This is a genomic window from Streptomyces beijiangensis, assembly GCF_017315755.1.
Classification (GTDB): domain Bacteria; phylum Actinomycetota; class Actinomycetes; order Streptomycetales; family Streptomycetaceae; genus Streptomyces; species Streptomyces beijiangensis.
In genome coordinates, this window is sequence record NZ_JAFLRJ010000121.1 from 1 (window position 1) to 13,099 (window position 13,099).

The following is a 13,099-nucleotide window of genomic DNA, read 5'->3' on the forward strand; positions in this document are numbered from 1 at the left end:
GAGCATAACCGCACAGCGAGCAGCAATCGCTTCACAGCGTGAACCGAAGATTCCCAATGAATCGTGTTGACTCGGTTCACAGGCTCTGCTTCCATTGACCTATCGGTTCACACCGGGCCGGGTTCACGAACGGGGAGAACAGCCATGGGCATCAAGGTCAAGGTCACGCTGGGCGTCGCCGCAGGCATCGTCGCCCTCAGCGCCTGCTCGGCGACGACCGACGACAAGAGCGGCAACAGCTCCTCCGACAAGGGCGCTTCCGTCTCCGACACCGCCGACAAGAAGACGGACAAGAAGACGGACAAGAAGACGGACAAGAAGTCCGCGAAGAAGCCCGCGAAGAAGGCAGCCGGCTCGCAGGCCGAGCAGTTCAAGGCGTTCGTGAACAAGAACGGCTCCGCGAAGGAGAAGTCGGCCGTCGCCCACATCACCAAGGTCCAGGGCGCCGACAAGCAGAACGACGTCATGGACACCGCCGACGTCTACACCGACTTCACCGGTGGACTGATGGGCGAGGGCGCGGCCCCCGCCGAGCTGATCACTTCCGCCTTCAAGGACTGGAAGCAGAGCAAGAACGGTCTCGTCACCGTCTACGACGCGAGCGGCGAGACGATCACCAACAGCGAATTCTGATCACCGGATCACCACCGACACGCTTTTCCCTTGGGGGGAAAATCACCATGCGCCGCACCCTCGCCACCACCGCCCTCTGTCTCACCGCCGCAGCGGCCCTCACCGCCTGCAACCCCTTCGCGGGCGCCAGCGGTGACGGCGGCGACCTCGCCACCAAAGCGATCAAGGCCAACCGGGCCGCAACCTCCTTCACCGTGAAGGGCAATGTCAGCGACCCCAAGGAAGGTGACATCGCCGTCGACCTGGCCATCGATCACAGGGGCGACTGCAAAGGGACCATAGGCCTCGGCGACCAGGGCTCGATGGGGCTCATCAAGACGGGCAAGACCGTCTACATGAGCTATGACGAGAAGCTGCTGCGCGCCCAGAGCAAGGGCGAGGCGAAGAAGGACACCGATGCGGCGGTGAAGATGCTCGTCGGGAACTGGGTGAAGTCGACCTCGTCCGATCCGGACGTCAAGGACCTGGCCTCCATGTGCGACATCGACGAGCTGCTCGGCACCTTCGACCCCACCGACACGGCCGCCGACAAGGGCAAGGACACCACCGTCGACGGCCGGAAGGCGGCCACGCTCACCGAGAAGGACGGCAAGGAGACGTACACGATGTACGTCGCCACCGAGGGCACGCCCTATCTCCTGAAGCTCGACGTCGCCGGCGGCGACCAGCCGACCACGCTCGCCTTCTCCGGCTTCGACAAGCCGGTCGGCGCCAAGGCCCCGGCCAAGAAGGACATCGTGGACCTGGGGAACTGAGGCCCGAGGGGGCCCGTACGGCACCACCATGAACCACGGGGGCCTGGGAAGGTGCGGGGGCTGAGGGGATCAGCCCCCGCACTGGGCGAGCATCGTCTTCTTGTCCGGGGCGGTCACCGGCAGCCCGTACTTGAGCGAGACCTGCGCGAACCGCACCGCGTAGGAGCAGCGGATCGGCTTGTACGGCGGCAGCCAGGACGCGGGACCGGAATCGCTCTTGGAGCCGTTCGAAGGCCCGTCCACCGGAATCAGGTTGAGCGGGTCGTTGGCGATCTGCTTGCGCTTGGCCTTGTCCCAGCGGGCGGCGCCCATCTGCCAGTCGTACGACAGCGGCATCACATGGTCGATCTGGACGGCGGTCGCCGTCTTCTTCTTCCAGTCGATCTTCCGGCCGGTGTACGGATCGTTCAGCGTCATCGACATCACGACACACTTCTTCGACCCGGACCCGCGGTACGTGAGGTCCTTGCCGTCCCGCTTCAGCAGATCGTTCCTGGTGTCGCAGCCGTTGCGGGCGAGCGGCACCCCGTCGGCCGTGTCCAGCCAGGCGCTCCCGAACTCGTCCCGGTCATAACCGGTCTTGGGCCCGCGCCCCTTGGTCGCCACCTTGTCGATGATCTTCCGGGCCGCCGCCTTGTCGGCCTCGGAGGTCAGCGGGGCCAGACCCGGCTTCGTACCGTCGGGATTGGCGAGCGGGCTCGTGCCGTACGTACCGGCCGGTGCACCCGCGCCTCCCGTGCCCGGCGCGCCACCGGTGGTCCCGCCGCTCACGGTCGTGGCATCGCACCCCGCCAGGAGAGCAACCGAACCGACGGTGCAGAAGACAAGTGCGGTACGTATCCCGAATCGGCGCATGCCCGACACCCTATGCGGGTCAGCGGCCGCTGCCATCCTTCCGGAGGTAGTCCGAGAGTTCATCCAGCTCGGCGCGCCGGAGCTCGATGCTCTGCCCGGTGCGCGCCGGTGGCGGAACGTACAACCCCGGGGCCCACACCGGGTCCTGGCTCCGGGCCCGGCCCTGGTTCCGGTGGAAGCGGATGTCGGCCATCAGGAAGTGGACGACGACCGCGGCCGCCTGGACCAGCAGCACGATCATCCCGGTGTCGGAGACCCAGCTGTCCTTGAAGCGCTCCTCCAGCATCCCCACGCACACCACGGTCAGCACCGAAACGCCCCAGAACAGCGCCCAGTCACTCCGTGTCCGGCGCAGGATCGCCAGCCTCAGCATCGCCGTCCACGACAGGAACCCGATGCTGACCACTGCCACCAGGACGAAGACAACGCGCAGCACGATCGCCTTCGGTCCGTCGCGTCCCTGCGCCGGCCCCGTCACACCTTGCCGATCCCCAGCGTGTTCTGCGCGGGCAGCATCCCCGACACCAGCGCCTCGTGCAGCAGCGGCTGCACCAGCCCGGCGAGCCGGTCGGCCTCGTCGCCCACCGACCGCCAGGGCGCCGCGGCCAGCTCGTCGGTACGCCGCTCGACCTCAGCCCGCAGCGCGCGCCCCGCCTCCGTCGCCACACCCTGCGTGTCCAACAGACCCCGTGTCAGCAGCCGTTCGCGGGCGGCGTCCCACTCCTCCGCGGTCCACCCCCGGCTCGCGAAGGTCTCCACCGGTGCCGCGCCGACTCCCGCGAAGGACACGAGCGCCTCGACCGGGTCGAGCCCGGCCGTGAGCAGCGCGGCCAGATGTCCGTCCCCCCGGTGCTCACGGATGACGGTCGCACCGTGCCACAACTGCAGGTGCGGCGCCTCGGGCCACTCCAGCGCGGCATTGGCGGCAGCCAGCGGCCGCCCGGCGGTGTCGGCGGCCTCGGCCACCCGCCGTACGAGCGAGGCGGCTTCCGCGACCCAGGGCTCGGTCACCCGCTCCCCGAGCAGCGCCCGGTAGGTCCGGTCGATCGCCACCTCCCGCGAGGCGAGCACCGCATCCGGAACTGCCGTCTCCCACGCGGCCGGTACGTGCTCGGCGACCATGCGCGGGCTGAAGCTGTAGAAGGCCGAACGCACCCGTACGGCCCCCGCCGCACCGAGCGGGGCCGCGCGCCACGCGAAGTAACCGGGCCAGCGCGTATCGGTCTTGAAGCCGAGCGCCGCGGCCTCCTCGGCCACCTCGGGCGCGTAGTAGAGGACGGCGTGCAGCGGCTCCAGCTGGTGCCACAGGCCTCGTACGCGCGCCAGGTCTTCCGACATTGCTTCCCCCGGTTCTCGGACTCCGACAAGGGCCGAACACCGGCCCGGCGAACATGATGCCGGAGGTCACGGGATCGCGCAGAGGATTACGACCCGAGGATCGTCGTGAGGAACTCCCCTGTCCAGGCGAGGAGTTCACGGCCGATGACCGGCTTCCCACCGATCGTCCCCGCCGTCGGCCGCGGCACCAGGATCTGGTGGGCGGCCGGCTTGATGACGGTGCGCGGATGGAGCCGCTTGAGGCGCAGCTCCTGCGACTCCCTCAACTCCACCGGTGCGAAGCGGATGTTGGGGCCCTGCAGGACGATCTCGCCGACCCCGCAGGCGCGCGCAAGCATCCGCAGCCCCGCCACCATGAGGAGGTTCTCGACGGGCTCGGGCAGCTTGCCGTAGCGGTCGGTGAGCTCTTCGCGTACGGCCTTGATGTCGTCCTCGGTGTTGGCCGATGCGATGGCCCGGTAGGCCTGCAGACGCAGCCGCTCGCCCGGTGCGTAGTCGTGCGGGACGTGCGCGTCGACCGGCAGCTCGATCTTGACCTCCAGAGGTGCTTCCTCCTCCTGGGTCCCGTCGACCGCCGCGCGGTAGTCGGCCACGGCCTCGCCCACCATGCGGATGTAGAGGTCGAATCCGACGCCCGCGATGTGACCCGACTGCTCGCCGCCCAGCAGGTTTCCCGCGCCGCGGATCTCCAGGTCCTTCATCGCCACGTACATGCCCGCGCCCATCTCGGTGTGCTGGGCGATCGTCGCGAGCCGCTCGTGCGCGGTCTCGGTGAGGGGCTTCTCCGGCGGGTACAGGAAGTAGGAGTAACCGCGCTCACGGCCACGGCCCACGCGACCGCGCAGCTGGTGGAGCTGCGAGAGCCCGAAGTTGTCGCCGCGCTCGACGATCAGCGTGTTGGCGTTGGCGATGTCGATGCCCGACTCGACGATGGTCGTCGAGACGAGCACATCGAACTTCTTCTCCCAGAAGTCGACCACGACCTGCTCCAGGGCCGTCTCGCCCATCTGCCCGTGCGCGGTCTGGATGCGCGCCTCCGGCACGATCTCGCGCAGCCTGGCAGCGGCCCGGTCGATCGACTCGACGCGGTTGTGGATGTAGAAGACCTGGCCCTCGCGCAGCAGTTCACGGCGGATGGCGGCGCCGATCTGCTTCTCCTCGTACGGACCGACGAAGGTCAGCACCGGGTGGCGCTCCTCCGGGGGCGTGGTGATCGTCGACATCTCGCGGATGCCGGTGACCGCCATCTCCAGGGTGCGGGGAATCGGCGTGGCGGACATCGTCAGCACGTCGACGTTGGCGCGGAGCTTCTTCAGCTGCTCCTTGTGCTCGACGCCGAAGCGCTGCTCCTCGTCCACGATGACCAGGCCGAGGTCCTTGAACTTGGTCTCGGAGGAGAAGAGGCGGTGCGTGCCGATGACGAGGTCGATGGAGCCGTCCTTCAGCCCCTCCAGAACGGCCTTCGCCTCGGTGTCGCTCTGGAATCGCGACAACGCCCTTACCACTACGGGGAATTGGGCGTAGCGCTCGGAGAACGTGCCGAAGTGCTGCTGCACGAGCAGTGTCGTCGGCACGAGGACCGCGACCTGCTTCCCGTCCTGTACGGCCTTGAACGCTGCGCGAACAGCGATTTCGGTTTTGCCGTACCCGACGTCGCCGCAGACCAGGCGGTCCATCGGGACCGTCTTCTCCATGTCCTCCTTGACCTCGGCGATCGTGGAGAGCTGGTCGGGCGTCTCGGTGTACGGGAAGGCGTCCTCCAGCTCCCGCTGCCAGGGGGTGTCGGGGCCGAAGGCGTGGCCGGGGGCGGCCATCCGCGCGCTGTAGAGCTTGATCAGGTCGGCGGCGATCTCCTTGACGGCCTTCTTGGCGCGCGCCTTGGTCTTCGTCCAGTCGGCGCCGCCGAGCCGGTGCAGGGTGGGGGCCTCGCCGCCGACGTACTTCGTGACCTGTTCCAGCTGGTCGGTGGGGATGTAGAGGCGGTCGCCGGGCTGGCCGCGCTTGGCCGGTGCGTACTCGACGAGCAGGTACTCGCGGGTCGCGCCCTGCACCGTGCGCTGGACCATCTCCACATAGCGGCCGACGCCGTGCTGCTCATGGACGATGTAGTCACCGGCCTCCAGCGTCAGCGGATCGATGGTCTTGCGCCGGCGCGTGGGCATCCGGCCCAGGTCCTTGCTGGCGGTGCGCTGCCCGGTGAGGTCGGTCTCGGTCAGTACGGCGAGCTTCAGGCCCGGGTCGACGAAGCCGAAGTCGATGGCGCCGCACGACACATGGACGACGGAAGGGGTCAACTCGCCCAGTTCCGCGTCGAGTCGGGCCGCGATGCCTTCACCGCCGAGGACCTCGACGGTACGGGCGGCGGGGCCGTGCCCCTCCGTCAGGTAGACCATGCGCCAGCCGTCGGCCAGCCATCCCTTGGTGTCGGCGAGCGCCCGCGCGGTGTCCCCGCGGTAGGTCTCCGGGGCGTGCATCCCGAGCTTCAGTACGTCGTCGTCCAGGTCCGCGTCATCGGCCGCGAACGGCGATACGGACCACCACATCATCCCCAGCTCGCGCGCCCTGTCCCGTACGTCCGCGATCGACCGGAGCGAGGCCGCGCCCACGTCGATGGGGGCCTCGCCGCCGCCGGCGCTCGCCGCCCACGACGCCTGCAGGAACTCCTGCGAGGTCGCCACCAGGTCCGAGGCCCTGGTCCGCACCCGCTCCGGGTCGCAGACCACGGACATGGACCCGGCGGGGAGCACGTCGATCAGCAGCTCCATGTCGTCGACGAGCACCGGAGCCAGTGACTCCATCCCCTCGACGGCGATCCCCTCGGCGATCTTCCAGAGCAGCTCGCCCAGCTCCGGGTGGGCCTCGGCGAGGGCCGCGGCCCGCTCCTTCACGTCGTCGGTGAGCAGCAGCTCACGGCAGGGCGGCGCCCACAGGCCGTGCTCGGCGACCTCCAGGGACCGCTGGTCGGCCACCTTGAAGTAACGGATCTCCTCGACCTCGTCGCCCCAGAACTCCACGCGCAGCGGGTGCTCGTCGGTGGGCGGGAAGACGTCCAGGATTCCGCCGCGTACGGCGAACTCGCCGCGCTTCTCGACGAGTTCGACGCGGGAGTACGCGGCCGCGGCGAGCGCCGCCGTGACCTCGCCCAGGTCGGCGCTCTGCCCGGAGCGCAGAGCCACGGGCTCCAGGTCGCCGAGCCCCTTGACCTGCGGCTGCAGCACGGAACGCACCGGAGCCACGATCACGCTCACCGGACCCGCGGTGGGGTCGTCCGGACTGGGGTGGGCCAGCCGCCGCAGGATCGCGATGCGCCGCCCGACGGTGTCGCTGCGCGGGGAGAGCCGCTCGTGCGGGAGCGTCTCCCAGGACGGGTACTCGGCGACGCTGTCCGCCGGCAGCAGGGAGCGCAGCGCGGCGGCCAGGTCCTCGGCCTCACGCCCGGTCGCGGTCACGGCGAGGACGGTCCGCCCGGTCCCGCGCGCCAGCGCGGCCACGGCGAAGGGCCGGGCGGCGGGCGGCCCGACCAGGTCGACATGCATCCGGTGCCCGTCACCGGCGGCCTTCACCGCATCGGCGAGCGCGGGGTCCTTGGCAGTGGCGTCGAGCAGACCGTGCAGGCTCATGGGGGAAGGCTTTCCGTCCGGTTTTGTACAGCTTCGTACAGCTGGGGGAGGCAACGCGAAGGACCCGACACGTCGCACGGGCCAGGGGTATCCCAGACTACGTCCGCCGACTGACAGTCGCGTCCGGAAAGCCACCTGTGCCGGGCCGCCGCCCGAACCGCTCCAGCCGCCACTCCAGAACACGGGTCCGGCCCCGGCGGGCATCGAGGATGCTCACCGGGGCCGGACCCGCCCACGTACTCCTGCTCACGTACCCCCGCCCACGTACTCCTGCCCGCTAGTCCGTGGCGATCGCGTTCAGCACATTCATCCGCCCGGCCCGGAAGGCCGGAACCAGTGCCGCGAACAGCCCCACGAAGGCCGACCCCACGAAGACCGTGATGATCGTGGGCCACGGGATCTCCAGGACCCCGAGTCCCTCCAGCGCGAGCAGCTTCTGGGCGGTGGTCCCCCAGCCCATCCCGAGCCCGAGCCCGAGCAGTGCGCCGAAGAGCGCGATGACGACCGACTCCAGTCGGATCATCCGGCGCAGCTGGCGCCGGGACATCCCGATCGCCCGCATCAGCCCGATCTCCCGGGTCCGCTCGACGACCGACAGCGCCAGGGTGTTCACCACACCGAGCACCGCCACGATGATCGCCAGTGCGAGGAGCCCGTAGACGATGTTGAGCAGCTGGCCGATCTGGTCCTTCAGCTCCTGCTTGAAGTCGGTCTGGTTCTGCACCTTGTACTGCGGGTACTCGGCCAGCGACTTCTTCAGCGAGGCGTAGGCGGTCTTCTCCTGGCCGTCCTTGGCCTTGCCGAACATGATCAGGTTCTTCGGCATCTTGTCGGCCGGTATGTACTGCGACATCGTCGTGATGCTGGTGTACATCACGTCCTTGTCGATGTTCGTGTCGTCCGACGTGATGGCCGCGACCTTCAGCTTCGCCGTCTGCCCGCCCTTGAAGGCCACGGACAGGCTGTCGCCGACCTTGATGTGGTGGCGCTTGGCGTAGGTGTCACCGACCGACATCGCGTTCTTGCCGTACGCCGCCGAGAGTTCGCCGGAGACGGTCTCGCGCCGCAGGTCCTGCATGTACGTCGGGTCGGTCCCGGTCACCGCGTCGTCCTCGGTCTTGCCGTCGGGCGACGTGACCTTGGATTCGGCCTCCTTGTAGCTGGTGATGTGCTCGATGCCCGGAGCGGCGCGCAGCGCCTTCTCGGCCTGCGGTACCACCGGCTGGCCGTTGCTGGACTGGATGATGAAGTCCGCGCCGACCGACCGGTCGAGCTCGTCGGTGGCCGAGGCCACCATGGAGGAGCCGACGACCGACAGGCAGGCGACCAGCGCGAGGCCGATCATCAGGGCCGATCCTGTGGCTCCCGTACGCCGCGGATTGCGCAGCGCGTTGCGCTCGGCCATCCGCCCGACGGGGCCGAACAGTCGCAGCACGACCGTGCTGATGGCCCGTACGACCACACCTGCGAGCAGCGGCCCGATCACCACGAAGCCGATCAGCGTGAAGAACACACCCGCGGCCAGGTACATCGAACCAGGACCGGACTTGTCGGCGTTGGCCGCCGCGAAGAGCGCGGCCCCGCCTCCGCCGGTGAGCACCAGACCGAGCGAGGCCCGGATCCAGCCCGCCTTGCCGTCGGACGGCGTACCGGCGTCGCGCAGCGCGGCCATCGGGGAGATCTTCCCGGCCCGGCGGGCCGGTACGTACGCCGCGACGACGGTCACGACGATGCCGAGCAGCAGGCCGATGGCGGGGGTCGTCCACTTGACGGTCAGATCGTCCATGGACAGATCCATCCCGATGGACCCCATGAGCTTCATCAGCCCCACGGCGAGACCCACACCGGCGCCGACTCCCAGCACCGAACCGAAGATCCCGAGCAACAGCGCCTCAAGGAGCACGGACCGGTTGATCTGCTTGCGGCTCGACCCGATGGCCCGCATCAGGCCGATCTCCCGGGTGCGCTGGGCGACCAGCATCGAGAAGGTGTTGATGATCAGGAAGATACCGACGAGGAAGGCGATCCCGGCGAAGCCGAGCATCGCGTACTTCATGACGTCCAGGAAGCCGACGCTGGACTTGTTGGCGTCCTGGTTCTCCTTCTGCGTCTGCAGCTTGTACGTGCCGCCCAGCTGGCCGGCGACGTTCTGCTTCAGCTGGGTGTCGCTGACACCGCTCTTGGCGGTGACGGAGATATGCGTGAACAGATTGGGGGCGCCGAGCAGCTTCTGCTGTGCGGTGGCGGTGTCGAAGTACACGATGGCCGCACCGGGATTGGTCACCTTGAAGGTGGAGATACCGGAGATACGTGCCCTGATGTCACCGGTGACAGTGATCGTGCGCAGTTCGTCACCGAGCTTGAGGTGGTGCTTCTCGGCGGTGTCGGAGTCGACCATCACCTCGGTGGGTCCGCGCGGGGCGTGACCGGAGGTGATCTCCATCGAACGGAGGTCGTTGTGACCCCAGTTGCCGGCGATCGTCGGGGCGCCGCTGTCGGAGCCCATGTTCTTGTTGTTCTTGTCGACGACCGTCACGCTGGAGCTGGAGACACCGCCCTCGGCGGACTTCACGCCCTCGGCCTTCGTCACCTGCTGCACCACGGAGGCGGGCAGCGATTCGGGCTTCCCGCTCTGCGGACCCTCGCCGCCGTTGTCGGGGGCCGACTTGGGGCTCACCGTCACATCGGACGCGGTGGCCGCGAAGAGCTTGTCGAAAGTGGTGTTCATGGTGTCGGTGAAGACGAGCGTCCCGCACACGAAAGCCACCGACAGCAGCACGGCGACAGCGGAGAGCGCCATCCGCCCCTTGTGCGCGAAGAAGTTGCGCATCGAGGTCTTCCACACAGTCATGACGTCCGCCCGCGTGCGTCGAAGTCCTTCATCCGGTCCAGGACCTGGTCGGCGGTGGGCGCGTGCATCTCGTCCACGATGCGCCCGTCCGCGAGGTAGAGCACGCGGTCGGCGTAGCTCGCCGCGACCGGGTCGTGCGTGACCATCACAATGGTCTGCCCGAGCTCGGTCACGGACCGCCTCAAGAACCCCAACACCTCAGCGCCCGCACGGGAGTCGAGGTTTCCGGTCGGCTCGTCACCGAAGATGATCTCGGGCTGGGCGGCGAGCGCACGCGCCACGGCGACGCGCTGCTGCTGACCACCCGAGAGCTGGGTCGGCCGGTGCTTCAGCCGGTCGTGCAGACCGACGGTCTCCACGACCTGCCGCAGCCATGCCGCGTCGGGCTTGCGGCCCGCTATGTCCATCGGCAGCGTGATGTTCTCCAGCGCGTTCAGCGTCGGCAGCAGGTTGAAGGCCTGGAAGATGAAGCCGATCCGGTCCCGGCGAAGCTGGGTGAGCTTCTTGTCCTTCAGGCCGGTGATCTCGGTCTCGTCCAGGTAGATCTTCCCGCCCGTCACCGTGTCGAGCCCCGCAAGGCAGTGCATCAGCGTGGACTTGCCTGACCCCGAGGGGCCCATGATCGCGGTGAACCGGCCGCGGGCGATGTCGACATCGACATGGTCGAGCGCCACGACCCGGGTCTCCCCGCTTCCGTACGCCTTCACGACCTGCCGCGCTCGCGCGGCAACGGCCGTACGTTCTCCAGTGCCCCCGTGCCTGGGAATGGTCACAGCCGTTGTCACGGTAAGTCTCCTAAGTCGGTCAAGCGCTGCATGTCGTTACTTGCGTACGTGCTTACGTTTCAAGTCTGGCGATTCGAGGGGCCCGACCGCACTGGTGCGCGTCTCCCACTTCCCCTGGGGTTTTCCCCACCCCTGACCCTGCGGTCTGCCGTAAGACCAACTTAAAGAACGCACCCGTGCTCTCTCCTCCTCCGCCGGGACGAACGTCCTCTCGGTCTGAATGGGGAGATCCCCCTAGGGGTCTGGACCCACGGGTGGAGCCCGTCTCAGGGGAGCCTCCACCCTCCCGCCGCGTGAGGCTCAAGTGAGAAGGTGTCCCGGGCTCTATAGGTGCACGGTGAAAGGATCTCGGTGGACATAATCAAGCCCCTCCGGCGATTGAGGAGCGGAGGTCCGGGGGCAGAGCCCCCGAAAAGGCGGGGCCCCGTAGTAGCCGCCCTCATGCTCGGCATGGCGCTGGCCGCGCTCGACTCCACGATCATCTCGACGGCGGTCCCGCAGATCGTCGGCGACCTCGGCGGCTTCTCGGTCTTCTCCTGGCTCTTCTCCGGCTATCTCCTCGCCGTCACGGTCACGCTCCCCGTCTACGGCAAGCTCTCCGACACCCTCGGCCGCAAGCCCGTCCTGATCGCCGGGATCATCCTCTTCCTCACCGGCTCGGTCCTCTGCGCCACCGCCTGGAACATGGCCGCGCTGATCGCCTTCCGTATCGTCCAGGGCCTGGGCGGCGGCGCGATCCAGGGCACGGTCCAGACGATCGCCGCCGACCTCTACCCGCTCAAGGAACGCCCCAAGATCCAGGCCAAGTTGTCGACGGTCTGGGCGGTCTCCGCGGTCGCGGGCCCGGCGCTCGGCGGCCTGCTAGTGACGTACACGGACTGGCGCTGGATCTTCCTCATCAACGTCCCCATCGGCCTGGTGGCGCTGCTCCTGATCTCCCGCCACCTCACCGAACCGTCCCGTACGACGAGACCGGCGGCCCGCCCCCGTATCGACTGGCCCGGAGCACTGGCGGTCTTCGCGACAGGAACCCTGCTGCTCACCGCGCTCGTCCAGGGCGGAGTCGCCTGGCCGTGGCTGTCGGCGCCGTCTCTGGCCCTCTTCGCGGGCAGCGCGGCGCTCGCCGCGACAACGGTGTGGATCGAACGCCGGGCTGCGGAGCCGATCATCCCCGGCTGGGTCTGGCGCCGCCGCACCATCTCGGCGGTCAACCTGGCGCTCGGCGCACTGGGCCTCCTGATGGTGGCCCCCACGGTCTTCCTGCCCACCTACGCCCAGTCGGTCCTGGGCCTCGGCCCGACGGCGGCGGGCTTCGTCCTCTCCGTCATGACCCTGAGCTGGCCGGTCAGCGCGGCGCTCTCCAACCGCGTCTACAACCGCATCGGCTTCCGCAACACAGCGATCATCGGCATCGCGTCAGCCATGCTGATCCTCCTGGCCTTCCCCCTGCTCCCCTTCCCGGGAGAGCCCTGGCAACCGGCCCTGATCATGCTCCTGCTGGGCGCCGCACTCGGCCTCTTCCAGCTCCCGCTGATCATCGGAGTGCAGTCGTCCGTCGGCTGGTCGGAGCGCGGCACCGCCACCGCCTCGATCCTCTTCTGCCGCCAGGTCGGCCAGTCCATAGGCGCGGCGCTCTTCGGCGCGGTCGCCAACGCGACCCTCGCCTCGCGCCTCGGCGGCGCCGGCGACCTGGACTCGGTGTCCCACGCCCTGCAGGACCCGGCAGCCCTCACCGCGTCAGCGGCGGACGGCCTGCGCAGGGCGGTGGCCGCGGCGGTGGACCACGTCTACCTGGGAGCGGCGGCGGCAGCGGCCCTCGCGCTCCTGGTGCTGCTCTTCGTGGCCCCCAGCCGCTTCCCGGTCCTCACCGACGAGGGCTGACCCGCCCTGCGAGCCCGTCGAGCACCAACTGCAGCCCGTAGTCGAACTTCTCCTCGCGCGCCTTCTCGGGATCCGCGAGCACAGCGGTCTCCTCCTCGGACACCACGCTCTTCACGAACTCGCGCTCGCTCATCCCGCTGCGGGCGATCATCGAGAGATACGCGCCCTCGCTGACCGCCATTCCGACGACGTACGACGTGAGCGCACTGATCGCCAGACCCGCCTCCTCCGAGGCGAGACCCGCGCCCTCGAACAGCACCTGCATGCGCTCCGACATGCGCATCACGTTCGGCCCGAGCCCCGCGAGCCCCACCTGCCCGAGCACCGAGGCGACCCAGGGGTGCCGCAGCACCATGGCGCGCAGGCTGTACGCACTGAGCG

The 13,099-nt window shown here is 68.8% G+C and carries 10 protein-coding genes; 3 read left to right on the forward strand and 7 right to left on the reverse strand.

Features of this window, described 5'->3' with window-relative positions; translation table 11 throughout:
• Positions 1-144: 144 nt before the first annotated feature.
• A complete protein-coding gene (locus J0695_RS13605; protein ID WP_206962270.1) occupies positions 145-633 on the forward strand; it encodes a hypothetical protein in 489 nt (162 codons plus the stop codon).
• Between the two features lie 47 nt (positions 634-680).
• On the forward strand, positions 681-1,388 hold the full coding sequence (locus J0695_RS13610; protein WP_206962271.1) for a hypothetical protein: 708 nt from the start codon (positions 681-683) through the stop codon (positions 1,386-1,388).
• A gap of 69 nt (positions 1,389-1,457) precedes the next feature.
• Here J0695_RS13610 and J0695_RS13615 read toward each other — a convergent pair whose 3' ends face one another.
• The 6 genes from J0695_RS13615 to J0695_RS13640 form a co-directional block, all read right to left on the reverse strand.
• Positions 1,458-2,243, reverse strand: a complete 786-nt coding sequence (locus J0695_RS13615) for an HNH endonuclease family protein (RefSeq protein WP_206962272.1) — start codon at positions 2,241-2,243, stop codon at positions 1,458-1,460.
• Positions 2,244-2,262: 19 nt separating this feature from the next.
• Positions 2,263-2,721: a hypothetical protein gene (locus tag J0695_RS13620; protein ID WP_206962273.1), complete on the reverse strand. Its 459-nt coding sequence runs from the start codon at positions 2,719-2,721 to the stop codon at positions 2,263-2,265.
• Entirely contained in the window at positions 2,718-3,581 is an 864-nt protein-coding gene (locus J0695_RS13625; protein WP_206962274.1) for an SCO6745 family protein, read from the reverse strand. The genes J0695_RS13620 and J0695_RS13625 overlap by 4 nt, the downstream gene beginning before the upstream one ends.
• 86 nt (positions 3,582-3,667) lie before the next feature.
• A complete protein-coding gene (gene mfd / locus J0695_RS13630; RefSeq protein ID WP_206962275.1) occupies positions 3,668-7,201 on the reverse strand; it encodes a transcription-repair coupling factor in 3,534 nt (1,177 codons plus the stop codon).
• A gap of 277 nt (positions 7,202-7,478) precedes the next feature.
• Positions 7,479-10,052: an ABC transporter permease gene (locus tag J0695_RS13635; protein WP_206962276.1), complete on the reverse strand. Its 2,574-nt coding sequence runs from the start codon at positions 10,050-10,052 to the stop codon at positions 7,479-7,481.
• Complete coding sequence (locus J0695_RS13640; RefSeq protein WP_206962277.1) at positions 10,049-10,837, reverse strand: ABC transporter ATP-binding protein; 789 nt, start codon at positions 10,835-10,837, stop codon at positions 10,049-10,051. The genes J0695_RS13635 and J0695_RS13640 overlap by 4 nt, the downstream gene beginning before the upstream one ends.
• Before the next feature lie 357 nt (positions 10,838-11,194).
• Here J0695_RS13640 and J0695_RS13645 point away from each other — a divergent pair, with 357 nt between their 5' ends.
• The gene (locus J0695_RS13645) at positions 11,195-12,718 is read left to right on the forward strand and encodes an MFS transporter (RefSeq protein WP_372445759.1); all 1,524 of its coding nucleotides are present in this window, start codon (positions 11,195-11,197) and stop codon (positions 12,716-12,718) included.
• Here the strand turns inward: J0695_RS13645 and J0695_RS13650 are convergent.
• A partial coding sequence (locus J0695_RS13650; RefSeq protein ID WP_206962279.1) for a TetR/AcrR family transcriptional regulator C-terminal domain-containing protein occupies positions 12,702-13,099 on the reverse strand: 398 nt, incomplete at its 5' end. The two genes, J0695_RS13645 and J0695_RS13650, sit on opposite strands and share 17 nt — an antisense overlap.